Annotated in this window: 30 protein-coding genes and 2 pseudogenes; 11 read left to right on the top strand and 21 right to left on the bottom strand. The window is 57.8% G+C overall.

All coding sequences use genetic code 11. The annotated features are described in order from the left end of the window. The 3 genes from IVB27_RS08895 to IVB27_RS08885 all read right to left on the bottom strand — a co-directional run bounded on the left by IVB27_RS08895 (position 1) and on the right by IVB27_RS08885 (position 1997). Positions 1-612 (bottom strand): anthranilate synthase component II, encoded by a 612-nt coding sequence (locus tag IVB27_RS08895; RefSeq protein WP_247294233.1) that lies wholly within the window; start codon positions 610-612, stop codon positions 1-3. A 629-nt stretch (positions 613-1241) separates the two neighbouring features. Continuing rightward, positions 1242-1637, bottom strand: coding sequence for a putative endonuclease domain-containing protein (locus tag IVB27_RS08890; protein WP_247442969.1), 396 nt, complete (start codon positions 1635-1637; stop codon positions 1242-1244). 159 nt (positions 1638-1796) lie between these two features. Next, positions 1797-1997 (bottom strand): hypothetical protein, encoded by a 201-nt coding sequence (locus IVB27_RS08885; protein ID WP_247442968.1) that lies wholly within the window; start codon positions 1995-1997, stop codon positions 1797-1799. 72 nt (positions 1998-2069) lie between these two features. Between IVB27_RS08885 and IVB27_RS08880 the strand changes: the two genes are divergently transcribed. Beyond that, the gene (locus IVB27_RS08880) at positions 2070-2375 is read left to right on the top strand and encodes a hypothetical protein (protein WP_247442966.1); all 306 of its coding nucleotides are present in this window, start codon (positions 2070-2072) and stop codon (positions 2373-2375) included. Continuing rightward, the gene (locus tag IVB27_RS08875) at positions 2348-2758 is read left to right on the top strand and encodes a hypothetical protein (RefSeq protein ID WP_247442964.1); all 411 of its coding nucleotides are present in this window, start codon (positions 2348-2350) and stop codon (positions 2756-2758) included. The genes IVB27_RS08880 and IVB27_RS08875 overlap by 28 nt, the downstream gene beginning before the upstream one ends. Positions 2759-2825: 67 nt before the next feature. On the opposite strand, the gene IVB27_RS08870 is transcribed toward IVB27_RS08875, so the two are convergent. Then, positions 2826-3065: an SOS response-associated peptidase family protein gene (locus IVB27_RS08870; RefSeq protein ID WP_524536470.1), complete on the bottom strand. Its 240-nt coding sequence runs from the start codon at positions 3063-3065 to the stop codon at positions 2826-2828. A 364-nt stretch (positions 3066-3429) separates the two neighbouring features. Between IVB27_RS08870 and IVB27_RS08865 the strand changes: the two genes are divergently transcribed. Then, positions 3430-4668, top strand: coding sequence for a tyrosine-type recombinase/integrase (locus IVB27_RS08865; RefSeq protein WP_247442963.1), 1239 nt, complete (start codon positions 3430-3432; stop codon positions 4666-4668). Positions 4669-4689: 21 nt separating this feature from the next. On the opposite strand, the gene IVB27_RS08860 is transcribed toward IVB27_RS08865, so the two are convergent. Next, on the bottom strand, positions 4690-5259 hold the full coding sequence (locus IVB27_RS08860) for a hypothetical protein (RefSeq protein WP_247442962.1): 570 nt from the start codon (positions 5257-5259) through the stop codon (positions 4690-4692). Positions 5260-5326: 67 nt separating this feature from the next. Here IVB27_RS08860 and IVB27_RS08855 point away from each other — a divergent pair, with 67 nt between their 5' ends. Together IVB27_RS08855 and IVB27_RS08850 are read left to right on the top strand one after the other, a co-directional pair. Next, positions 5327-5575, top strand: coding sequence for a DUF6074 family protein (locus IVB27_RS08855; RefSeq protein WP_247442961.1), 249 nt, complete (start codon positions 5327-5329; stop codon positions 5573-5575). A 1-nt stretch (position 5576) separates the two neighbouring features. After that, positions 5577-5933, top strand: coding sequence for a DUF6074 family protein (locus IVB27_RS08850; protein ID WP_247442960.1), 357 nt, complete (start codon positions 5577-5579; stop codon positions 5931-5933). 758 nt (positions 5934-6691) lie between these two features. On the opposite strand, the gene IVB27_RS08845 is transcribed toward IVB27_RS08850, so the two are convergent. The 5 genes from IVB27_RS08845 to IVB27_RS08825 all read right to left on the bottom strand — a co-directional run bounded on the left by IVB27_RS08845 (position 6692) and on the right by IVB27_RS08825 (position 9237). Continuing rightward, complete coding sequence (locus IVB27_RS08845) at positions 6692-7552, bottom strand: hypothetical protein (protein WP_247442959.1); 861 nt, start codon at positions 7550-7552, stop codon at positions 6692-6694. Positions 7553-8171: 619 nt separating this feature from the next. After that, positions 8172-8393 carry a hypothetical protein gene (locus tag IVB27_RS08840; RefSeq protein ID WP_247442958.1) on the bottom strand — a complete coding sequence of 74 codons (222 nt, stop codon included), beginning with the start codon at positions 8391-8393 and terminating at the stop codon, positions 8172-8174. A gap of 2 nt (positions 8394-8395) precedes the next feature. Continuing rightward, positions 8396-8617 carry a hypothetical protein gene (locus IVB27_RS08835; RefSeq protein ID WP_247442957.1) on the bottom strand — a complete coding sequence of 74 codons (222 nt, stop codon included), beginning with the start codon at positions 8615-8617 and terminating at the stop codon, positions 8396-8398. Positions 8618-8655: 38 nt separating this feature from the next. Then, positions 8656-8997 (bottom strand): hypothetical protein, encoded by a 342-nt coding sequence (locus IVB27_RS08830; protein WP_247442956.1) that lies wholly within the window; start codon positions 8995-8997, stop codon positions 8656-8658. 57 nt (positions 8998-9054) lie between these two features. Further along, complete coding sequence (locus tag IVB27_RS08825) at positions 9055-9237, bottom strand: hypothetical protein (protein ID WP_247442955.1); 183 nt, start codon at positions 9235-9237, stop codon at positions 9055-9057. Positions 9238-9576: 339 nt separating this feature from the next. On the opposite strand from IVB27_RS08825, the gene IVB27_RS08820 reads away from it, so the two are divergent. Further along, complete coding sequence (locus IVB27_RS08820) at positions 9577-9762, top strand: hypothetical protein (protein WP_247442953.1); 186 nt, start codon at positions 9577-9579, stop codon at positions 9760-9762. Between the two features lie 14 nt (positions 9763-9776). Here IVB27_RS08820 and IVB27_RS43560 read toward each other — a convergent pair whose 3' ends face one another. The 11 genes and pseudogenes from IVB27_RS43560 to IVB27_RS08770 all read right to left on the bottom strand — a co-directional run. Then, entirely contained in the window at positions 9777-10037 is a 261-nt protein-coding gene (locus IVB27_RS43560) for a DUF7662 domain-containing protein (protein WP_524536469.1), read from the bottom strand. A gap of 429 nt (positions 10038-10466) precedes the next feature. After that, entirely contained in the window at positions 10467-10685 is a 219-nt protein-coding gene (locus tag IVB27_RS08815; RefSeq protein ID WP_247442952.1) for a hypothetical protein, read from the bottom strand. Between the two features lie 465 nt (positions 10686-11150). Continuing rightward, a complete protein-coding gene (locus tag IVB27_RS08810; protein WP_247442950.1) occupies positions 11151-11999 on the bottom strand; it encodes a GIY-YIG nuclease family protein in 849 nt (282 codons plus the stop codon). Between the two features lie 346 nt (positions 12000-12345). Then, complete coding sequence (locus IVB27_RS08805; RefSeq protein WP_247442948.1) at positions 12346-12990, bottom strand: hypothetical protein; 645 nt, start codon at positions 12988-12990, stop codon at positions 12346-12348. A 70-nt stretch (positions 12991-13060) separates the two neighbouring features. Next, a complete protein-coding gene (locus tag IVB27_RS08800) occupies positions 13061-13915 on the bottom strand; it encodes a trypsin-like peptidase domain-containing protein (protein WP_247442947.1) in 855 nt (284 codons plus the stop codon). A 103-nt stretch (positions 13916-14018) separates the two neighbouring features. Continuing rightward, complete coding sequence (locus tag IVB27_RS08795) at positions 14019-15233, bottom strand: hypothetical protein (protein WP_247442945.1); 1215 nt, start codon at positions 15231-15233, stop codon at positions 14019-14021. A gap of 5 nt (positions 15234-15238) precedes the next feature. Beyond that, positions 15239-15625: a hypothetical protein gene (locus tag IVB27_RS08790; RefSeq protein ID WP_247442943.1), complete on the bottom strand. Its 387-nt coding sequence runs from the start codon at positions 15623-15625 to the stop codon at positions 15239-15241. A gap of 105 nt (positions 15626-15730) precedes the next feature. Then, positions 15731-16534, bottom strand: a complete 804-nt coding sequence (locus IVB27_RS08785) for a hypothetical protein (RefSeq protein WP_247442940.1) — start codon at positions 16532-16534, stop codon at positions 15731-15733. Further along, complete coding sequence (locus IVB27_RS08780) at positions 16531-16752, bottom strand: hypothetical protein (protein ID WP_247298834.1); 222 nt, start codon at positions 16750-16752, stop codon at positions 16531-16533. Before IVB27_RS08780 ends, IVB27_RS08785 begins: the two co-directional genes overlap by 4 nt. Then, entirely contained in the window at positions 16749-16976 is a 228-nt protein-coding gene (locus tag IVB27_RS08775; RefSeq protein WP_247442938.1) for a hypothetical protein, read from the bottom strand. The genes IVB27_RS08780 and IVB27_RS08775 overlap by 4 nt, the downstream gene beginning before the upstream one ends. 641 nt (positions 16977-17617) lie before the next feature. After that, positions 17618-17752: pseudogene (locus IVB27_RS08770) on the bottom strand (IS3 family transposase); the annotation flags it as partial. 142 nt (positions 17753-17894) lie between these two features. Between IVB27_RS08770 and IVB27_RS43555 the strand changes: the two are divergent. The 5 genes and pseudogenes from IVB27_RS43555 to IVB27_RS08750 all read left to right on the top strand — a co-directional run. After that, a pseudogene (locus tag IVB27_RS43555) lies at positions 17895-18047 on the top strand (IS3 family transposase); the annotation flags it as partial. Between the two features lie 109 nt (positions 18048-18156). Beyond that, positions 18157-18366 (top strand): DDE-type integrase/transposase/recombinase, encoded by a 210-nt coding sequence (locus IVB27_RS08765; RefSeq protein WP_247401223.1) that lies wholly within the window; start codon positions 18157-18159, stop codon positions 18364-18366. Positions 18367-19312: 946 nt separating this feature from the next. Next, a complete protein-coding gene (locus tag IVB27_RS08760; protein WP_247348853.1) occupies positions 19313-19861 on the top strand; it encodes a VOC family protein in 549 nt (182 codons plus the stop codon). A 282-nt stretch (positions 19862-20143) separates the two neighbouring features. Then, the gene (locus tag IVB27_RS08755) at positions 20144-21238 is read left to right on the top strand and encodes an aminotransferase-like domain-containing protein (RefSeq protein WP_247442936.1); all 1095 of its coding nucleotides are present in this window, start codon (positions 20144-20146) and stop codon (positions 21236-21238) included. After that, positions 21235-23250: non-ribosomal peptide synthetase (locus tag IVB27_RS08750; RefSeq protein WP_247442935.1), on the top strand; the 2016-nt coding region annotated here is incomplete at its 3' end. The genes IVB27_RS08755 and IVB27_RS08750, both read left to right, overlap by 4 nt.

Genomic DNA, 23250 nt, shown 5'->3' with positions numbered 1-23250 from the left:
TCAGGCCACCTCCAGGCGCACAAGTGGGGACCGCGCTACCGATGGGGCGCATACATCGGAGAGGAAGTTAGCAAACATCTCTCGTCCGTATTGTGAGCAGATGGATTCCGGGTGAAACTGTATGCCGTAGTGCGGCAGGTGCCGATGCCGGAGTCCCATAATGACGCCATCCTCGCTCATGGCAGTGCATTTAAGACATTCCGGAAGCTCACCGGTCACTGCCAGCGAATGGTATCTTGTCACATCGAAGGAGCGGGGCAGCCCCAGGAACAGGTCCGTCCCGGAGGTTGTGATGGTGCGGATCCGGCCGTGGAGGGGCTCCGGCGCGCGGGAGACGGATGCGCCATGAAAATGGGCGATGGATTGATGCCCCAGGCATACTCCCAAGACCGGAACGGCGCTGCCGGCCAAAACATCCATCGTAGCGCCGACATCTTTTGGAGTATGAGGATTTCCCGGCCCCGGCGAGAGGATAATGCGATCATGGGGGATCTTGCGGATTTCTCTCCATGGCACGGTGTTATCGAGGACGATGGGGTCTCTACCATTCACCTCACCGATCATCTGGGCAATGTTGAATGTAAATGAGTCGAAGTTGTCGATTAGGATCACCGATCTCTCGGAGCCTGCCCCGTTTGCTGCCATATTTCTTTCCCGCCGCGAGTGGCCTAATCCCTTGCACAGTCATCATGGCTGGAGCGGCCTTAGTGCGCAGAATTCCTACCGGCGATGAGCGAGTGGAATCGATCAGGTCCGTTAGCGCCAACTTTTGGCACGCGACGCTCAGCCTAACGTTCATTAACCAAGAATTGCCATGTATCGTTCATCTCGATCAATCACCAGCGTTGGTAGTTGACCGGCGCGCAAAGCTTGGCATGTCGCTATAGAACGAGTGCAGGGTTGGGGCTCTTGGACGCTGATCGGGTTGGCTGCGTGGCTGTCGCATGCATTGTGCGGTTTGATTGCTGGGCCAGGTAGGCGAGCTCGCTGAGCATCATTAACTGCAACGCAGCGGGCCCGGATGATGAGACCTGCCAGGATGCGTTTCTGGTGCATCTAAGGGAGGGGTTTCTCGTCACTGACGCGCCGCCTCGTCGCCTCTGTCGACGGTGAAGATCACCTGCCCACCGCAATGAGCGATCTCCTGAAATTCCCGCCCTTCGCTCATGATCGCAGATCCCGCAGAATTACGAACGAAGCGCCCGTGCGAGCGTGTGGCGCTTCAATTCAACCTCGCACTATCAGTTCTCACTGCCGACTCGATGGAGTCGGAAGAGCTTGTCGAAGAAATCCGCAATTCTCGCCTCGGAGCCGTCGCCGACAACTTCGTTCGCACCGAGGCGGTATACCTCATATCCGGCAAGCCGCAATTCCCGGTCGGCCGACACCATGTCGGCGTAGACCTTCAGCGAGGGTTTGCCGTCCTCTGAGAAATGTTGCTTGCTGTCGACCTCGATGACGATCCGCTGGCGGTCCGGGAGCAGCAACAGAAAGTCCATGCGTTGTCGTGGTAGAGGTAGGCGGTGGCGTAGCAATTTGACGATGGCGGGGTCGTAGTGAAGATAGACCTGCAGCAGCAACGCCGACAGACGATCTCCGAGGCTGGGCCTGTACTTCTTGAAATAGGTCGCGAACACGTTGTTTTCACCGTCAGACGACAACGATTGTCGAAGGCGCGCTCCTAAAGGCGACGCAAAACGGTTACATCGTGAGTGCCAAGCTCGAGATGAATTCAGCCGACGCCGCAGAGCTGCCGCCAGAAATCATCGCTCAGCGTCACGCGCTGACCGACAGCGTCAAGGCGGCATCACGCGCCGCTGCGGCGTGCCCATCGGTCGACTCGGATATTGAAAGTTCTGTTCGGAGGCGCGGAGTTCGGGAAGAACAACGAGATCGTGAAGGCCTTTACGAATGCGCTCCACGATCTCGAGCATGGGCTCGGGCCGAACAATGACATTATAAGAAACCTTGATAACGCAAAACACGATCTCGAGCACGGGCCAGGCCCGAACAATGAAATAAGGAAGCTCGGCAGACGTCTGGGTTTGTAGCAAGAAGGGCGCGAATACATGGCCGATAAAAAAAGCCCAGACGACATGCTCCGCGAACAGTGGGGCAAGGCGTCGCGGCTTACGCTTTCAGGCACCGTTGCGCTATTTCTTCTGACGCGCGGCGCGAAGTCCGGAGCGGGCAAGATTCTCGAAATCCTCGGACTAGACTGGTCTTCGCTCAACGCTCATGCTGTTGCCCTTCTCGGTGTTCCCGTTGTCGCCACGCTTTGTGTCTGGCCGCTGTGGTGGGCGAAGGCTTTTGCGAGGCGACATACGGACGGGGCCTGGTTCGATAGGTGGCCACCAAATCCGATCTTCGACTGATATCGGATAAGGCCCGCACTGTCGCGATCTGGTCGTTGATCCTGTTCGTCGGGCTGCCCCTTCTCGGTTTGGCTATCCTCGAGGGAACATTTTTGCGCAGAAGTTTGTACTTTGCGATCGACGGCAACTTTAGCTGTCCTCAAAACTGCAAGGAGGAGGTCGGTGTATTGGCACATTTCTGGCCGGCGAATGGCCTCCCCGACGTTTCCAAGACGGCCTATCGTTACGACGGAAATCTCACCTACGTGCCGGTTTGGCAGCCCATATTGTGGTTGCTTTTCGGCATTGGAGCTTTGATCTATGCCGTGACCTATTTGCGGCTAATCTTTGGAAACTCCGCTTCTCGCCAGCCGTCGGTCCAGATCCAGGAAGCGACGTCGTAGATCGTTCCGCTTCAAGTCTCCGGACCGGGATCTTCCTTCTCGCCGGTCGCGACGATCTTATGGGACGCTACGCCTCGTCCCACGGTTCCCGCATCCAGATGTCGCGTTCCTCTTCCGTCATCAGAATGACGGGCATTGCCTCGGGATGAACGCGCTTGACCTCGGCGTTCGGATCGCACGTCAAGAAGCCGAACACATCGATGGTAACTTTGCCTGCCCTTGCCTTTCGGAGGCCCGTCCAATTTGTCCAGAGGCCGGCGAAGGCCAGAAGCGGGCGACCCTCTTCGCGTGGGATAGCGCACAGCACGGTGCTGATGATCTCTTTCGCAGAGCGTGATACGCACGCGACTTGGGTACGGCGGCACAGTGTCGCACCGCGGCAGCGACGCCAAGAGCGCTGGGTCCACTGGCAGGTACACTGGAACACCTTCGATCAAAAATTGATGTAGTTTCAGCTGGATAGGCGAGGGTTCGATGCCGCCCCTGGGCACCATTTCCCCATTCTCTGACTTCCGCCAGCATCCGCTAACTTGATAGAAGTACTTGAAAATAAGTGCTTTCTGGTCCGTTGACATTCGGCATCCTCCGTCTCCATCCGGTGACTTTGTTGGTAGGGTCGTTGGTATCGCGCCGAAAGCGTGTTGGTAGATCGTCGCTGGGGAACCGTTTCGATGCCGCTTTCAGATGCCGCCTGCCGTTCCGCCAAATCCGCGGAGAAGCCCTACAAGTTGGGCGACGCCGGGGGCCTGTACCTGCTTGTGGAGACGAGCGGGTCGCGGCTCTGGCGCCAGGCATACCGGTTCGATGGGAAACAGCGGCTGATCGCGCTAGGCGCATATCCAGCTGTCAGCCTCGCTGACGCCCGGATTGCGCGGGACGCGAACAAGGCCCTTCTGGCGAAAGGCGTAGATCCGTCAGCACAGCGGAAGCTGGACCGCGGCGCCGCCCGCATCGCCCGGACCAACACCTTCCGGATCGTCGCCGACGAACTGATCGCCAAGTTCGAAGCCGAAGGCGACGACCCGGCCACCATCGAAAAAAAGAAATGGCTGATCGGTCTCCTGAGCGGCGACATAGGCGATCGTCCGATCGCCGAAATAGCCGCGCCGGAATTGCTGGACGCGCTCCGGAAGGTCGAACGCCGCGGCCGCTACGAAAGCGCGCGGCGGGCGCGCAGCCTCGCCGGCCGTGTCTTCCGGTACGCGATCGCGACGGGACGCGCCGAACGTGACCCGTCCGGCGATCTTGCAGGCGCCCTGATTTCACCGAAGGTTCAGCACCGCGCATCAATCACCGAACCGAAGCGCGTCGGCGCGCTTCTGCGCGCCGTTGACGATATCGACGGTCAGATCACAACGCGCGCGGCGTTGCAGCTGATCGCGCTTACCTTCGTTCGGCCCGGTGAGCTCCGGCACGCGGAATGGAAGGAGTTCGATCTGCGAGGCGCTGTCTGGAGCATCCCGAAGGAAAAAATGAAGATGCCGAGGCCGCACCTGATCCCGTTGTCGCGGCAGGCGATTGCGCTGATCGCCGATCTTCGCGAAGTGACCGGATCCTCGCCCTTTCTGTTTCCGCAAATCAGGTCGTGGCATCGGCCTATATCGGACGGCACTTTGAACGCGGCGCTCCGTCGGCTCGGTTACGACAAGACCCAGATGACAGCGCACGGCTTCCGGTCGACCGCGTCGACGCGGCTGAATGAAAGCCGCCTGTGGCATCACGACGCGATAGAACGTCAACTGGCGCACATGGAAGCCGACGAAGTCCGCGCCGCCTACAACGCCGCCGAATACTGGGACGAACGCGTTCGGATGATGCAATGGTGGGCCGACTATCTGGACGACCTGCGCAAGTCCGGCGCCGTCGTGCCGATTGCGAAGGCGCGGCGATCGCGATCGGCTGCAAGCTAAACTTCCATCCGATCGAACATACTAACGCAGATCAGTCGCGCGACCACCTGAGCCGCCCGAACGAGCTCGTTGCGCGATTTTTTCAAAACGGCCGGTAAAACGCCCGGAAACAACCAATTTGTGCACACTGCTTCGAACGCCTTCGAATGCGAAAAGGCCTCGCGCATCAAAAGCATACCCATGGTTCTTGACTATTTGACTATTGCGCCCGCCGACGGCCGTTGACGAACGTTCGCGACGCAGCGGATGGTCGCGGGCATCGACGAATGAAATTTTAGGAGAGCGCTTTCGATGTCCGGCGATCTGACCCTTATCGAGTTCATTAAGATTTACAGCCTGCCGCCGAACGTCGCGGCTGATCGCTTTCGTGAAATCGCAGGCATCGGTAATACACGGTTTTACGAACTCGCGAAGGAAGGCGCGATCCGCCTTCGCAAGAATGGACGTCGCACGACTGTCCCCGTCGAAGACCTCTACAAGCTTCTTCGGGGCGATCAGGCAGCAGCCTGATATCTCCCGTTTGCGCTGGCGGGAATAACGCCTCGCCGCGCGCGCCGGTCGTCGGACGTACACGATCGGCACCGGCGGCACGCCGGGTCTCTCCGTCTAACGGCGTGCCGCCCACTTCCCCAGTCGCAAATCATCTGAGGTCTGACCTATGGCGCAGGTCTACATCTTCCCTTCGTCCAGACATCGCCGGATCGTCGAGTTCATTTCGGCCGAAATGCAGAAGCGGCCGTCCGTGGACGATGCCGAGCAATACCTGATCGATCACTTGGATATCGAGTGGAACCGGCTCGCAGGTCTCGGCATCACCGAAGCCGAGATCGAACAGCACTGTCACGCCTTTGCGCTCAAGGCGTGGCGATCCTTCTTCGACGGTCGACAAGCCCAAGGGGTGGCATGACATGGCCGACACGTCTGCCATCCGAGTAGTGCGCGATGCCCGGCGCGAGGCCGCGCCGGTCGACATGACAAGCGATCCGCGGCTTCATGTTCAGATCGCGATCCGACAAGCGAAGGTGATCCTTCTGCCCGGCCGCTTCCGGGATGCAGCGTACGTCCGCCGGCACGTGGAATTCGTGCTGACGCGACCTGCCGAACAAGGCGAGCAGCACGTGCGGCGCAATCTAAGTGCCCTTCGCAAAAACCTAGAAGACATGGGCGTGGATCAGATCGCGATTGACGTCGAAGTCCGGCGCGTTGAAGCGGCTGTCCGAGCTGAAATCTGGAAACAGGTCCTGCTGCCGGGCGGTGACGAATGAGCACAGCGGCCGTCGCCCGCCGTCCTGGCCCGGCGAATGAGACTACTCGCTTCACGAAGGTTGAAAATCCTGTCGCTCGCTTCCGACCCGGCGAACTCTACAGGCTCATGGCTGTGCGGCACGGACGAAAGCTGCCCGCGAACGATGATGGCGCGCGGTTTCGAGATAGGTTGCTGGACACGCTGGCGATGTCTGGAAAAGACGGCCGTCTAAGGGCTACCAACTTCCTTGCCTTTAGATGTGGGTGGATGTCACCGGCCGGCCGCGAAGACGCGATCGAAGCCGCGTTCAGAAGGCGGAGGTTTTGGACCCCCGAAGCGTTGGGCAACGACTTGGGCGTCACTGAGACCGAACACGCCAGAGCGAGGATCAGGACCTTCCGCATTGCTGGAATGACTGACGCGGACATGAAGGCCAAGCGTGCTGTGAAAGAAGCCGCTCGGAAAAGGCTAGAGCGGCTACAGCAGCGTCTGGAGGCAACGCCGCGGGTTGCCATCTTTGCCGACACGCATTCAACTGCGGACTGGTCCGCAGTTGAGCTAGCCTTGCGAACCGTCTTTTCGTTGACGCCGATCGCCTCTGCGATGGATCGATTAGATTTCTCCGGGTTCGCAGCGATCGCTTCCGCCGCGCGCTGCGCGGCAGGCAGGTTACCGACGCAATGCGGAAGTCTCCCAGCTTGGGCGTGATCGGAGCTTGTGACCTAAAGGCGACGTGGCTCCAATACGATCCTTCTGTCGCCTTCGCACTTATGGCCGCTACCGCTGTTTACTAAAGATATCAGCGCGCCGGCGTTCATCTTGCTCAATCCATTCCTCTATGCGTCTAACCGATTCCTCAATGCTCTCTTTTTTCGCCTCCGCCTCGGCGAGCCAACCCTCCACCCTCTCCCGGTACTCGTCACTGCTAGCGTTCTCTAGCATTCCGCACAGTTTCGAAATGTTAGCTTCCACACGCTCCAAGGCGTCTTCCGCTCTCTCCTTCTTTTCATAATTTTTTGAAATGTTGTTTTGGATGCGGGTCAGCACGTCGCTGATTCGCTCGCCATGTTCTTGTTGGCGAATTTCTCTCTGTTTTCTGTATTCCCCCCAAAACAGATCGTGAGTTGCGCGAACTTCCTGAATCCGCTGGAAGCATTCCTCCTTGTGCTCTCGAAGCATTTGATCCTTGTGCTCCGACAATCTGCGGCTGGTCTTATTAAGCTGTTCACCTAGTTGTTTCATTTCGTCGACGGTGGTTGGATCAAAGAAAAACAATGCGTCTGCAAACTTTGAGTAACGGGCCAACTCTAAGTCAGCAATGATCTCATCTCGCCAATCTTTGGAAACGGAAAATACTCTTTCGCGATCCGCGTTGCTACGCTTCGACAGATCGTTCCGGATATTGTTGAAGCGGGTCCATGTCTCTTGTCGTTGACCTTGCGTTGGATAGCGAACGCCAGATTCGAAGGCCTCTTGGATTTCCCGCGCTTTGTCCCATGCTGGTCGCCAGTCGTAGACGAGTTTTCCGAATAACTCACCCATCGGGGACTTCGTATTTCTGGATTCGAGAGGGCTGAAACTCGATGTTACATGCGTTTCGAGTTCGTCAATTAGTGCGTCTAAGTCGTACCAATCCATAGCAGGCTCCTCGTCACCTTGATTCACACGACTTCTCAGTCTGATCCAAGTGCTCGGCCCGTCCCCGGAGGCAGCTCTGCTACTAAGCTACCTCAGGTTCGCTCACGCGCGAAGAGGCCAATGTCCCTTATTGGCCGATCTGCGACCTAGGAGACCATTAGCTCTTCGGCCGCTGTTCGCGGTAAACCGGACATCAGGCGGCCAGCCGCTCAACGAGTACATGCAGTAGTTTGTCAAAAAGGACAGGGCCGCGCTCCTATCGCTTGCCAAAGGGGCCTGATATCTTCTCGCGCGCCTAATTTTTTGATCCATATTTTTCGAAGACGCTGCAAATTCGATCGTGCCCCGGTGGGGAGTTTTGTTCATGCAAAGCGATTTAACGTGCGCCGAGCGTAACGCGGCGAGTGCCGCTGAGGTGGAAGAGTTCGCCGCCCAGCCTCTAGCGACCGGGAGACCGGTAGCTGCAAACGATAACAATGAGGACGGGCCCTGGCTGCTCGTTCCATTTCCTGACGATTGGTGCGCGACGTGCTGAAATACGGTCCAAGATCGGGGCCAAGCGCCTTGGCGAGGTCGGCGCAAGGGGCAGCCTGATAGGCTTCGCCGACGGCGAACCGCCCTACTGTTGTGGATCGCCGATGTCGAACGCGCCTAAACGGTAATCTTCGCCCACCGATTGCTCAGTCGTCGGCCCCGCAATCAAAGTGAACGTCGCGTCGGTATAGCGCGTCCACGCTTCGATGTCGTCTGACGTGACGGTTAGATAGCCGAAGAAGCATTTGTATCGGCCGGGCTCGGTCATGCGGCCGATCTTGTCCCAATTGATCTTGTTAGCGCGCATCGCTAGTTCCACTCGTTCTCAGGCAGCGAACCGGGCGGAGGTTTAAGTTCTTCGAGGCCGGCTTCGATCACCGCCAATTCCTTTTGGATTGCTTTGACCGCGTTTTCTGGGTTGATGCCCGACACGGCTTGCAGCTGGGCTAGCACCTTGCGACGATGTGTCAGCAAGTCGACCAGAGCGCGTCGGTCACGCACCTTGACGTAGCTAGCGACGATCAGTTCCATGGCTGTTGACACCGCGTTGCCTCCTCTCCGCGCTTGAATTATCGCGGCCGGCTAAGCTCCAACAGACCGGCTTCGGTCATACGATATTCGGCACCTTCGCCGGTTGACCGTCGCTCCATGCATCCGTTGCGTAAAAGAGCGAGCGTTGTTCCGGGGTGATCGGGAAGCTTCGAAGAGGACACCCCAATCGCGGTCACGAAGAGGATCGAGCATTTGCCGGTGATACTGATTAAAAAGCGGCTTGCGCTTTTCCTGCCGACCGATGTCTTGACGTATCGTTTCAAGCGGGCGTTCGGTTTCCATGGCCGTTTGTTGCCATCGCATCGTTTACGATCAGTTACCGATCGGGAATAGCCGGCAATCTTTTCTAAATGGTTCATGGATATTGTTCCGAGGCATGGATCACGAGGACGCATCTGCTTGGTTCGTTCCAGCTCTCAGGCGAAGCTACGCTCGTCTAGCAGCGTGGATGACGCGCGGTAATCGCGCCCCTGAGCCCAGCCGCTTGCCGGCGCCGCCGCGCTCAGTGCGGCCAGCTCGCTTTCCCGACCCACCGCGGCGGCCAGCGCCGCCGCGCATTTAAGCGTTGCGGGCATCGCGAATGACGAATAGTCGCACATCGACGCGTCCGTGGTTGCCGGACGAAGAGGCGGAATTGCTCTCGCTCTTTGGCGGAGGTGCCACAGCTGAAGAGGTCGGCGACCGGCTACGCCGCACCCGCCAAGCGGTTTACGCTCGCTTGCAGCGCTTTCAAAAACAGCGCGGCCGGGCGAGTAGAATGAGTGGGAAGTTCTTTGCTCAGTTACCAGAGTGATCGAGCGACGCACATGGGGGTAGCGATCCGATCCGATCGCATCGTCAGTTCGCCCGCGCCGAAGCAACTCCTCAATCGGTACATCGAAGGTTGAATTGCATCGCAAAAGGCGCCAAGCTGTAGGCGATCGCATTGGGGTCGACCGATGACCAGCCCGAGCCCGACTGATGACGAATTGCGCGCCGCCGTCACCGCCGCCATTGAGCAGTGGAAGACTTCGCGACAGCTTCCCCACCTGTCGCGGAACGATTGTGAGACGTTGAACAAGTTGATCATTACCGGACTTCAAACCGTGCTGCTCCAGCGTGCGAAGGCCTTCGACAAGCGGTAAGGCCGACAGTTTGATCAAACCCGGCGGAATTCGACGATACGATCCTTGATCGAAGCATGCGCCCGAAATCCCGCGTTCATCCAAGCCCTTGCTTGGGTATGTCCAACGTTCATGGAGCTTTCGTTACGCCACCACGCCGAAAATTTTTGAGCCGATGCCGGAAGCTTTCTCCTAAGTATCTCTTCCATCTCGGAGAAGGTTAGCCGAACGATTTGTCCACGCTCGCTCAACAACCGTTGATGCAATGGTTCGTAGATCGATTTTCGGAAGCTCATGGTCTCACCGCAGGCAAGGCAAACATGGACGTTGTCCGAGCTTCCGCACGGTGGCGGTCATGAGAGCCGGAAGTACATCGCTGAGCAATTGAGCCAACCGGCTGAGGAAGGACAAAGTACCTTAACAGACCTCACCGCAGTCGCCCGACGCGCTTTGGTCCATAACGCTCTCTAGCCCTTTGCCGCACGTGCATCTTCTCGACGATCGCGAAGAGCAGCATGAAGATCGGCAAGAAGACGAAGAACCAAACCTCAGATCTTTCCTTTCGCCGGGAGAATTCACGGTTTGGGTCTGCCTCAGTGCCGAACGGCACCGATGGCACCGGCTGGTATGGACGCCGGCGCTTCGCAGCTCGACCTAGGAGCCGCCGGATAGTTCTCTCGCTGGCAGGCGGAGCGCTTGCCTCTTGGTCCTGATTTGCCATGAGGTCAGAGCGCAAACTTCAGCGGGAATTTGCGCACCAATTCGAGGTCAACATAGCCCGCGGCATTGATCCACTCGTGGGGACAGTAAGCGAGCGAGGTAGCGTCGAGCTCTAGACCATCGCGTCTTATCGCCTCGCGCGTTCCCAGTCGGCCGGCCCATTCCCGATGTCCGTTCGGATCAGGACGCATTGCGTCGTACACGGCCGTGTCGCTCTTCGGCATGGCGATCTCCTAAGGTGCTGAAATCAAGCTGCGCGAAATGAGTTTAGATTACCGCTCGTACGCTCGGCGACAAGTGACAATCGTTTTTGCAGTTGCTCACTGGAGTACCCCGAGGTCGATTTGACCGTCTTCCTTGTCGCCTCCGCGAGCGGACGCTAGCACCTTCGCATCGTCCCACTCCGCGCATCCAGACGCCGCATTCGTCGCCTATGCAAAAGGATCACCTGCATCGCCTTGGGATGGATCAGCTCGACCACTCAGGTTCGTCTTTCGTGCGCAGTCCGTTCCTGTCTTTTGGAAAGAACTTGCCCTTCTTCGGAAATACTTTTCCAGACGTTCTGGCTTGACAGAACGGATTGTGGCCGTTGTTGCCCCGACGGCATCACGCACGCGCGCGTCTTCCGTGGGCATTGCACCTTTATCCGCGCGGCGTCCGTCAGGAAAAGGCTCGGCATCCGTTAGCTTCTACGAGCCGATCACCACCTTGTCTCTAGCCCGTTTGTATTCGAGCAATTGGGACACCGCATCGTAGGAATGATACCTTGCGTAGACGCTCTTTGCATTCCTCTCGCGAAGATCGGCCAGAGCATCAGCCCAATAAGCGACCATGGCGCGCCGAACTCCGTCCAGGGCGAAGATGCGTTCGGCCTTTGCAAAATCCTCGTCGAAATTCACACATACAGCGCGTTCCGCGGCTTTGTAATCGGCCTGTAGAACATCCCCTCCACGTTGGCCGAGCCACATGATCGTTTTGGGATACTCCAGAATCAAACGATCGAGCACGAGGTAGTGCGAGAACTTTCCGCCCATTGGCGTTCGCGTGCTGAACGCGACTTCGTGCGACCCGATGTTGACCGTAAACCAACGCCCTCCGTTGGTCTGCGGGAGAACGCTTAGGGTCCATGCACCTTGAATGTCGAGGCTCCCAAACAATCCAGAAAGCTGGAACAAACGAAAGAGAAACAAGCGGACGTCCGTATTGTGAAAAAGTTGATCCGTTCTCGCGGGATCAACGCGAAGTGGATCGCTGATGGAACGCAGCCGCTCTCTCGCCTCGTGCGGGGGCACGCTGAATAGCTCTTGTGTCCCCTCGACTTCCTCGTTTCTCGTACGAAAATGGCGATGGACCGCGCTCTCCACTACCGAGCAGTCCGTCACGTGGACAAAGTCGGACAATTCCCATGGACCGTAAGCAGCGTATGCCTCGCCCCCATTTATTCCGCGAAGCCGTTCGCTAATGGGCCGCTCGGTGCGGCCGATCTTTATGTAGTCGCTGTTCGGCGAAACGAGAATGTAGACGAACCCCTGCGGCATATGCGCGATCCCCCAAAGCACGCCGGCAAAGTAACTGAGGACCACCCGGACGTGAAACAGGCGGAACGTCTGGATTGCATGAGCGGGACGGCAATCCTCCCGCCTCGGCGGCAGATTGCTAACCAAAAGGTCTGACGAAACGATTAGTGGATGATTGCGGGCTGGGTGGCGGCGTTCGTTGTCCCACTAAGCCCTAGACAACGCAGACAGCATGACATGGCCGGCGTGCATCACTGCCGCCGGCCATCGCTCGCGCCACCGTGGCTGGGGGGCTAATCGGCAGCGCTGACCGCAAGCCTGCCGAGCGCCGATTAACAACCCGTTAACCAATTCGGGCAGGCTCTGGCTATTTCGCGGGCAACAACGCGGCAGTCTGTGCTGCCGCGCCTGCCTTGACCTGCAAAGCGGCGTTTCGGACCACGCGCGCCGCTAGTGCTGAACACGTCGGGCGCCGGCTTGCGAAGGTCGTGATCGCATAGAGATTGCGTATTTCAATTCTTCCGCACGGGTATCGCGACATCAACGACCACGCCCCCTCCATCTCTGGTGAACGCCTGACATCCAACCGTTGCACTGGGAAGAGCGACGCTAGCTTGTTCCTCCGCTTCCTTGAGCGCAGCACGGTGGCACCGATGCGCCGCCGCTTCCAATTTCTTCGTATCAGCGCCGTTACGGCGCTTCCTGCGGTCGCCGCCAACGCAAACCAATCATTCGGAGGAAAGCCGCTCGCATCCCAGTTCAGGGAAACATAGGTGACGAACTTCGGGTCGCAGATAAGGACCATGTCCGGCCCCTTGAAGAAGACGCTTCCGCCGGACGGCGAGAAGTGGTCGAAATGCGTGTTGGTCCGCTCCATGATCCGTGCCGTAATTTCCTTGCATTCCGGCGTCTCGGTCGATCGCTCGCCGGCGGTCGCCACTTCAGGCGAGACCAGAAAGAGCGCAGCTAGCGCTCCGTATGCGATGCGCCTCTTCTCGAAGTATCCCTTCATAATTCGCCCCTCGGCATCACACCGTGGCCCGACGCGGCTGATAGGATCAGGCGGCACGTCCTTTCGTACATCAGATCACCCGTTGGCCCGGAGCCGGTGATATCAAAATGTCATCGATCACCGACCGGTGCCACACCAGCCCGATGCTCGGATCACCTTCATCGTCCGGTAAGCGGCTAGAGTAAACACCGAGAAACTCGGTCGTTGAAGCCGCATCGAGATTGGTAGTCAGGTTACTTAGAACGGCGGGACCGATCACCCGCGCGAACGTAGGCGAGCCGGACATGCCGCTAGACGTCCTGGCATCAATCGCAAAAGCTGGATATCTGAAACGCCATGGCAAGAGGATTTCGCTTGCGATGCTGCCGCGTTTCCAAATCGGAAAATTGATTTCTTTATCGTTCGCCTTCAGGGGGAAGCCAACGACGAAGACATTCCCGCCCGATATGTGGAACAGTTTCTCAAATCTATAGTCGTTTACGCAAATAATGCGCGAGGTGTCGCCCGAGGGGAGTGATAGCACAACAACGTCAACGCGCTTCTCTGCGAAATCCCGATGTTGCAACCACGTTGGTACGCCGTCTCCGTCATATAACGACAGTTCGATGCTGGGCCATCGAAAAAACAGAGTGTTGCCCGTTGCTGGTTCGTTTAACGACGTTGGCTCCCAATATCGTACCACTAGCGTGTCAGGCGACCACCCCGTCTTGCTATGCCCAGTGAACGCATGATTTCCCGTGACAACATGCCAGTTGGTGATGAACACCGGTTGACCCGCATGACGCCAAAAAAAGCCAGAAGCTTGGTTTACGGTCCCATTTCCACGGGCTTCGACAATGCATGATGCCATGGAGAGCTTATCGAAACGGGTGGCATACTCTATCCGGTCCAAGCTCCATCTCTGTACAAAGTCTTCCGAGGTCATCGAGACGTCCTATCAGGTTGAGTGCGCGCCATCAGTGTCGCTCGGGGTTCCGTTCGACACGACCTGCAGTAGCCGTGCCGGGACCGCGAAGGAACGGGAAAGCTCAAATCCCATAAATCTCCCGAGCGTGGCGCCGTACGTTAGCGGGCGTTTCGTCGTCAAGGCGCTGGAGATACTGCAAGAAAGCTTGCCCAGAAGTGGATGAGAATATTTCCGCCTTCAGCCTCAATTCACTTCGCAGCGGCTCTTCCGAAAGCAACGAGGCGCAGCCCTTATCGATAAACATGGCATCGACATAAGGGCCGTACGTGGAGATCGCCCGGATATCATTCATCATTCCTTTGGACGGCAGCTTCTTCTGCCCGGCAGAGACGAGCCGCCGCGACAGCCCAGCGAAGAGATATGCCGATATCCTGTGTGTGGGCATGTTCCTGTTTTCGGGCCAGTCCCAGAACGCAAATACTGACGAAGCTAGCTCGCGTTCAGCAATTCCATGGTCTCGAAATAACTGCTTCAGCTGGTTAAATTCCTCCAGCGCTGGATACGACAGTCGGTTCAGGAATTCGCGAGTATCGTGTGATTGCAGGGCCGTTTGCGCTTGTTGAGCTGCATATTTCAGTGCGCCTTTTTTGGCGTTGCCGAAATCGTTGAACTCATGACTGAAGACTTCGTTAAACGTCGGTTTTTGCCTAATCCAGCGTTGCCACAACACCTTGCAGCTGGCGTCCGTTTCGTCGCGGTGACGACGAATTCCATTGGCAAAGACCGCATAGTCCATGTCGGTTGTAATGTGCATATCGGGGAGCCAATCGTTTCGGGCTCCCTCTAGAACTTCGTCGACATGGAAGGAGAGAGACGGCGCGGCGCGGCCGTTGAGGTATGTCTTCGCGTAGTCAAGAACTTGCCGCTGTTCTATATGTTCGAAGTTCGCGAACGATACGTCGCCGCTCAGCATTTCATGAGCTAGCGCTAGGTCACTTGCAAACGGTGAGACGATGGTCTCATCTCGATGTATGTTGGAGCCGGGGAAAATGACCTGTTGGAGCAGGCAGGCGCGATCGATCTGCGCCGTAACTTCCTCCCAGAAGGCTTGGCCACCCGATTGGGCGCGTCGTCGACCCGATTTGACCTTGTAAATTTCGCTGATTGCGAACTGATCTAGATAGACGACTTTCTTCGACAAGCCGGGAAGGGGTACTGATACTGCATGTCGACAAGCCCGGCAGCGTCGTCGAAGCGTCGATCCGCCGGCGGATAGGATGCCCAGCGTTGCTTCGCCGCATAACGGGCACGTTAAAAATGGAGCGCGTTCGAGCATGGAATTCAATTGGATGGGCAACTGAGCAGAGCCGGCTGCTTATTTCTGCAAGCCCAGTCATGGTAAGCCGCCCAGCCTTGGGCGGCCGCTCCGACGCCTCCAACAACGGTAAAGATCGCGACTACGCTCGCCAGAAATATTTGATAGCCGGTTAGATCAAGCCTTCGGCCAATGATTTCCACCGGCTTGCCGTTCCAGTGCAAGCGCCCCTCGTTGTCGATGCCAAGCCCGTCGCTTTCCTTCATCGAGATCGGTCGCACGTTCCGTGGCCACCGGGTCTTTTCGATTGTTTGAAGCGGAACGCGCTTTAGTTCGTCTTCACGCTCCGCATTCTGACGTGCAACTCGCTCTTGATCTGCTTCCACCGGCGCTACGTCCTTTGCTTGTTTCATGGGAGTTGCTTATTTCCGATCGCCTTCAGGATGACCTCAAACGTCGCAATGTGTTGAGGAAACTTCGCCGTTGGAAGATCGCGCGCCGGGCCACGGCCGGCGGCATCAAGCGCCGCCGCTTTTCCAGCGCAAGCGCTGCGGGCGAGTGTCGTCCCCGACAAGAACAATATCAACGGGCCCGCCAATACCTGTCTCTGAGGGAACTATCGAAGTCGTCCGTGAGGCCGCTTCGATGATTTCGACTGCAAAGTCAGCTGCTGACTCTGCTTCCGCATGTTCGATCGTCGTCATGGCGTTGCGGAAACGTCCGTACCGCTCGCCAAGAAACTGCCTTCCGGGTCCATTGAAAACCGCGTTCGTGAGGTAGTTGGCCTCGCCGAAAACTTTGAGCCCGCAGCCATCGATAGGGAAGTACTGTTGAGTTTTCAGATCGGTAGCGCTTACCGATAGATCGACGCCGAGCGTGACCGAGAAGCTTTCGACGCTGGCCCTTCTGGTGTCCGGATCGAAACGCGCTAAAGCCGACTGAAACAGAAATTGACCGATCCGCGTCGCGTAGTCTGCCGGATGGGAAGCGATATAGGCGGCGGTCGCCAGAACCACCTCCCGAGCGATGTCCTCCAAACTTGCCCCCGGCCCCCGGGCCGTATTCGCGAGGATCGCTTGCGCATCAAATTTTGGCTTGTTTGACGCGACATGTTCGCAGACCTTGTCGGTCTGCACGCCCGCAAGGGCCCAGATTGTGCCGTATCCGCTCGTAAAGACCACTGTCCGGTCGACCCCTTCGACTTCGGTGATCTTGAATACGTTGTCGCAAACGATGGTCCAATCCGGAGTGCTGATACCCAGACGGCTATCCGCCGCTACAATCAGGCCAGCGACGGTTGGGATGACCAAAACGAGTGTCATCGCTCGACCACTGCGCAGCCCTGTTTCAGTGCCGCCTGGAATACTGGTTTCAGCCCGGGCTCCGCGAGGATGGCTTCGCCGGGTCTAAAGTCGCTCACAACGCGCCACTCAAAGCCGCTGTTGGGTTTGGGCAGCTTCGTAGGATCGAGCACGTACGCGGCGCGGCCGGGACCTTCTCCGAAGGCGCCTCGCTCGACGAATTTCTCAAGCCGGTTCATTTCTGTGCGTCGGGACGGGCGGCGAGAAGCTTCAGGGCGATCGGTTCGACGGCTTCGCGCCAGTAGTCATCACCGTTCGGGAGGACGCTTCCCAGCATGCCGGGAGAATAGACAGCTGGCTCCGGGCGGCCGGGAGAGGCCGGCCACCGATCGTTGGGCCGGGTGTGGGTGACCTCGTTTTCGTCGACCTGAAAGTGATCCTCGGTGACCCGCGTCCGCGCCATGATGTGCCTCTGGTTGCAGGTACCGACATTACACACGCATTCATCGGCCGGGCATGCTCGCGGGATCGTTATCCCCGGCGAAACTCCGCCAGCCTCCGGAAGGTGTTGGTAGCGCTGTTGGTATGGTGTTGATTAAGTTGTAAGAATATTGCGCAAAATCAAATAGATGGAGGTTTATTGAGGGGCCGCGCCTGTGCTCCGCATCGGTACTCTGCTCCTTGCGGCGACGGGCCGCTTGGAGTCCTCCCTTCACATCGGAGCGACAGGTTCCTGTGTTCCTTGTCAAAGCCTGATCCGAGGTCACGCCGCCTTCATGCCGGACGCCGGTTGGGCAGTCAGCAGGCTCCTCCCAACCCTTGCTCGCGGGATAGACATCCTGATCCCGGTTTCGACGTCGATAGAACATGTTACGACACGTCATCAGCGGTTTACTTACGTTCGTCTCCTCGGACCTCACCTGACGGAGTTTCCTCCGCCTTTTCTTCCAACGCTCACCACCAGGGCTCTTTACCCTCGCAGCTCGGACTGGTTTGAAGTCTTCCCCTGCAGGCCGACCTCGGAGGGCCCTCCTCCATCTCTGACAAAGCTTCGTCAGGCTTCATGCCGAAGCCTGACTTCCACAGCACACGATGTCCTCATTGCTTGAGCGACCGCCACAGCCGCTCGATGAAGACGTAGTCCATCCAACGACCGCGGCCATCCATGGAGATCTTGATCCCTGCGCCCGCCAACGCGCCGGGTGAAGGCGCACTGGTGAACTGACTGCCCTGGTCGGAGATCGAGAAGCTGCACGCCAAGATCGGACAACTGACAGTCGAGCGCGATTTTTTAGCACGGAGGTCCGGAAGATGAGCACGCCGGACCGTCGAGGAATGCTCGATCGCGCCGACCCAGGCGCTGTCGATCCGCCGGCAATGCATGTTGCTTGGCATCGCGCGCTCTGGGGTCTACCGGCCGCCACGGCCGGCCAACGACAACGGCCTTGCCCTGATGCAGCGGATCGACGAGCTGTTCACCGCCTGGCCGTTCCTGGGCTCGCGGCGAATGACCACTATGCTGAAGGCTGAGGGGCTTCAGGTCAATCGCAAACGCGTGCAGCGCCTGATGCGCAAGATGGGCATCGCGGCGCTGGGACCGAAGCCGAACACGACGAAGCCGGCGCCGGGACCGGCCAAACCAGGTGTGGGCGGCCGACATCACGTATTTGCCCATCGGCCGTGGCTTTCTCTATCTCGTCGCCGTCATCGACTGGGCGAGCCGTGCGGTTCTGGCGTGGCGGTTGTCGAACACGATGGACGTCTCGTTCTGCGTGGCGGCTCTGGAAGAGGCGCTGGCGACGTACGGCACGCCGGAGATTTTCAACACCATCGTCATGTTGCGCAGCAGATAGGGATAGATCTTGTGGCCTCGCGTTCGCGCACGTCCTCGCTCTCCCGCCGGACACCCGCGTCAAAAACTCGGGCCGCCTGGTCCAGCAGTTGCTTCTTCCAGGCATAGATCTGGTTCGCGTGAACCTCATGGCGCTGGCCAGATCGGCCACCGTCGCCTGCTCCCGCACGGCTTCCAGCGCGATCTTTGCCTTCAACGCCGCGTCGATCTTCCGTCGTGTCTTTTCGTCATCATGCCCTCCGTCTATCAAACGGAGCGGCCCTTTTCCAACTAAGCCTCTGGTCCTAAAATCGGGGTCCATTTCAATCATGGTTGCGGGAACACGTTCCAACGGCACCAGAGGTGATCTCTTCACTGACGGTCCGTGTCGTTGTGATGAGCCGTGTCCGGTTGAAGACGTGCATGTAGGACGTCCGACAGTAAGGCTGGCGCGTAGCCCGCCGCCTCAGTGCGAAGCACGAGGTTTTTGCCATTCTTTAAGCAACACTCGCACCACCCCTTTTGCGGCACACTGATTGCTAGGGACGCGGGGCAGAGCCGTTGGTTGCTGCGGATTTTGGAGGGCGGCAGCGACGCCCGCCAAGTCCGAATATAATGTAGGTTTTGCGATGAGCCGGATGAGGCGGTCCGACAGTCGACCTTCTGCCCCGCGCGGTCTCGAAAGACCGCGCTGGTCGGCTGCCTTCATTTCACTGGTTAGTACATGTGCTCTTTACTTATGCTGGAGTCGCCGGAATTCCGAGAAGCCCTAAGGCTACGAGAAGAGCTCAAAGCGAAGCTCCTTCGCGCTCAATTGGATGTGGCCAGGTATAAGGCTGAGTTGTCGGAACTCGAGCAAAGGATGGTGAGGGATCTTGATCTTAGAACGGAACTGATCTGTTGGTAGCAGCGTCGTTCGCGATGGGTCGCTTCGCTGTTCAAATTCTGCGAGTGAGAGCGAGGATGTTATGCCCAAGACCACCGGTGGTAAGGCCAAACAGGGTGCCGTTATAGATGGCAACCGAACAAGCGCGAGTTCGCTGTCACAATTTCGCGGGATCGATCATATTGCGATTGCTGTGCTCGACCTTGAAGCCTCTATTGAGTTCTTTCGGGACGTGCTGGGCTTTGAATTGAAATGCCGGTTTCACATCAAGGGTCGAGCGACCGGCATGCTATCTGCCGAGCTTGAGACCCGAGGAATCAGGTTTGTTCTGTGCCAGGGCACTGAACCGACGTCTCAGGTCTCAGAGCTCGTGCGCCATCACGGCGTTGGAGTTGCTCATATCGCTCTTGAGGTCGATGACGTCGATGCTGCTGTAGAGGCTCTAAAATCTCGTGGCTTGGGATTCGATACGAGTGTGATTCGAGGTCCTGGATTGACGCAGGCCTTCTCAAGTCGGTCCATTGAAACGGGGCTTAGCTTCGAAATCATTCATCGAGGCGGAGAGACTGGCTTTCTCGAATCGAATGTCCAGCAGCTTTTCGACCAACTTGAGCAGTCTGGAAAATATTGAGCAATAGGACGTGTACACCTCGATGAGTCATGTCGGACACCGGTGTGATTTTATCCTTCCACGCTTTTCCAAGACTCCAGGATGAATGTCAGGTCGCAAAAATCAGTAATGAACTTCCTGAACGAAGTCTCCAGTCTGTTTCCGTCAGCTGTCTCGCTAGCGTCAGGCAGACCGAGTGACCGGTTCTTCGATAGGCTCAATCCCCAGGTTTTGTTGAACGCGGTGAACGTGTATCAAAACGATTCAGTTGGTGGTCACGGGGGCGCCCACGGATGGGCTCACTTGCTGCAGTATGGACGAACGGCCGGCATCATCAACGAGCTCGTTGCGCAACAGGTGCAATGCGATGAGGGGGTTCCGGCGAGCGCGGACCGCGTACTGATCACCTCAGGATGCCAAGAAGCAGTCGCCCTCTGCCTGCCGGCGCTCTGTCCGGAGCCGTCGGATGTGCTGCTGGTCTGCAATCCCACCTATATCGGTGCGATCGGTGCAGCCAAGGCTACAGGAGTCGCTGTCGCGGCGTTGTCCAATTCAGAACCTTGCCTTGCTGACGCGATCGAGCTCGCCGTGCTGCAATTGCGCCAGAAAAGTCAACAGGCCCGGGCAATATATCTTATCCCCGATTTTGACAATCCGACCGGACGTGTTCTCGATGCAGACGAGCGACGCAACATCCTCCAAGTGTGCGCCAGACACCGGCTCGTCGTTTTAGAGGACAACGCATATGGGCTGTTTCGGTATGACGGCGATCCGGTACCCCCGATGGCCGCTTTGGATGAGGTCGGAAGTGTTATTTACCTTTCCACATTCTCGAAGACAATAAGCCCAGCTCTTCGCGTCGGAGCTGCAAGCCTGCCCGACACGATGTTTGGAGACGTTGCTGCTCGTCGGTCGCTTTGGGAAGATCTGGTCCAGCGCAAGAGCTTCGTTACCGTCAATACGAGCCAAATTGCCCAAGCGATCGTCGCGGGGCTCTTGATTCAAAACGGAGGACGTTTAGGCGATTGGATACGACCGGCTCTGGATTGGTACCGTGAAAATCGCGACATTATGTTGTGTGAGCTGGACACTGTATTTTCGCCTTTCTCTGATCAAATTCGATGGAGCCGTCCCTCCGGTGGCTTCTTTCTAACTCTTGATCTTCCTTTCAGATTTGGCGCGGACTGCGCAGACGAGTGTGCAAGGCGTGACCATGTCATCGTTACGCCGTTGAGCTTCTTCGCGTTGGATAACTCTCAAGACTGCAGGATACGATTAGCTTTTAGCGCGGTTACTCCCGAGCAAATCCGAACCAGTGTGACAGGTTTGGGTCACTATGTAGCGCGGCGCCTGGAGCAGAAATTGCTGAGGCTGCGCGACGAAGGGGCCCGGGGGTGAGGGATTTCGATCTGGATGTGGGGGATTGTCTGCCAGTTTTAGGCGATGATCAGGCGCGGAGCATAACTGTCGCCCACGAAATGTTGGCGCCTCAAGAGCGTTTTTGGCGACAGCGGTTTGAGCGGTTCAAGACATTGCAGTTTCCTTTTTTGTCGTCTCGAGAAGCTGGAGCTCGCTACAAATGGCAGTCGAGCTCGTGGTTCGTTCCAAGTGGTTTGGCCGAGCTGTCGCCGACCGATCGTGCGGAATACCTGATAAGCGCGTGGCTCATCTATCTCGCCCGCGTCACCGGCCAATCAGAGCTTCAGTTGGGATGGACTCCCGCACCGAAAAGTTCGCGAGCCGGGTTGAAGATCATAGACGCGCTTGTCGCTTCTGTCGTGCCAATGGAAATTACCATTGACCTCGGTCATGGTTTTGCTGCGGTGCGCAAAGTGGTGGCGGCCGAGTGCGCTCAGCTGAGGGAGTACGATAGCTTTGCGCGGGATCTTATCGCACGTTGTCCGTCGTTGGGGGGTATTGAGCTGCTACGATCGCGCAGACCATGGCCGATTGGCATCACGGTTGTGGCAAATAGCTGTTCTGCTACCGGTGTTAGCCTGAGTTCAGAGGCAATCCTATCCGGTGAATTATTGACGTTTGAGGTTTGTGCTCTAGACGGGCGCTTTCGATTGCACTTTGATGCAAGTCGCTTGGTGGCCGACCAGATCGACCGCATCACGCAGCATCTGCAAAGCCTTTTGTTTGAGGTGGCTGCCGATGCGCATCGGCCGGTGCAACGGATTGGACTGTTGCCGTTCGACGAACGGGTGTACTTGCTAGAGGAGCTGAACCGGACGGCGACGGCCTATCCGTCGGATCGGTGCATCCACGAGCTGTTCGAGGCACAGGTCGCCAAGGCGCCGGACGCGGTGGCGGTGGTCCATGAGGACGAGCGCTTGAGCTATGGCGAGCTCAATGCACGGGCGAACCGGCTGGCGCATCATCTGATCGGGCTCGGGGTGAAGCCGGACCAGCCTGTGGCGATCTGCCTTGAGCGCGGCGTGGCGATGGTGGTGGGGCTGCTTGCAATCCTCAAGGCGGGTGGCGCCTATCTGCCGTTGGATCCGGCCTATCCGTGCGCACGGCTCAAGCAGGTTCTTGAGGATGCGCAGCCGCAACTGTTGCTGGCCGATGCTGCGGGACGATCCGCGCTGGGCGCCGATGCGCTGGCCGATCTGACGGTGGTCGATCTCGAGACGGCGACATCGGCCTGGGCGAAGCTGCCGGCCTCGGATCCCGACCCGCGTGCGCTTGGCCTGACTTCGCGCCATCTCGCCTATGTGATCTACACCTCGGGATCTACCGGCACTCCAAAGGGCGTCATGGTCGAGCATCGAAGCTTGGTCAACCACACGATTTGGCAGGCGGATAAATTCCATTTCACTACCCACGACGTTTTCTTGCAGCGAACCTCCCCCGCGTTTGATGCCGCCGTATGGGAGCTATGGACAGCCTTGTCGATTGGGGCGCGTTCAATTCTTCTTCCTCGCGACCTGCAATTAGATGTTCGAAAACTTTTAGAGCTACTGGATAAGTATGGTGTCACTGTTCTGCAATTGGTCCCGTCGCTTCTTGCAGCATTGCTTGCGCTTACCGACGTTGAGCAAAAGTATATCGGTTCTTTGCGTTTCACATTCTGTGGTGGAGAGCTTCTTAGAAAAGAATTAGCGAGCAGATGGTTGCAATTGACATCTCAGCCGCTTGTCAATCTCTATGGACCAACTGAGGCGACGATTGACGCGGCTGCTTGGCATTATTCCGCTGGATTTAATAGGTCAGTTGTCCCGATCGGCCGACCGATTGCGAACACGCGGATTTATCTGCTGGACGGTCATGGCGAACTTGTTCCGTTTGGGGCGATCGGAGAGCTTTACATTGGCGGGGCGGGGGTCGCGCGTGGCTATCTGAACCGGCCCGAACTGACGGCGGAGAGGTTCTTGGCCGATCCGTTCAGTGGTGAGGTCGGCGCA

The organism is Bradyrhizobium sp. 197 (genome assembly GCF_023073375.1).
Classification (GTDB): domain Bacteria; phylum Pseudomonadota; class Alphaproteobacteria; order Rhizobiales; family Xanthobacteraceae; genus Bradyrhizobium.
The sequence above is the reverse complement of the archived record's forward strand: the minus strand, read 5'-3'. Positions and strand labels throughout refer to the sequence as shown.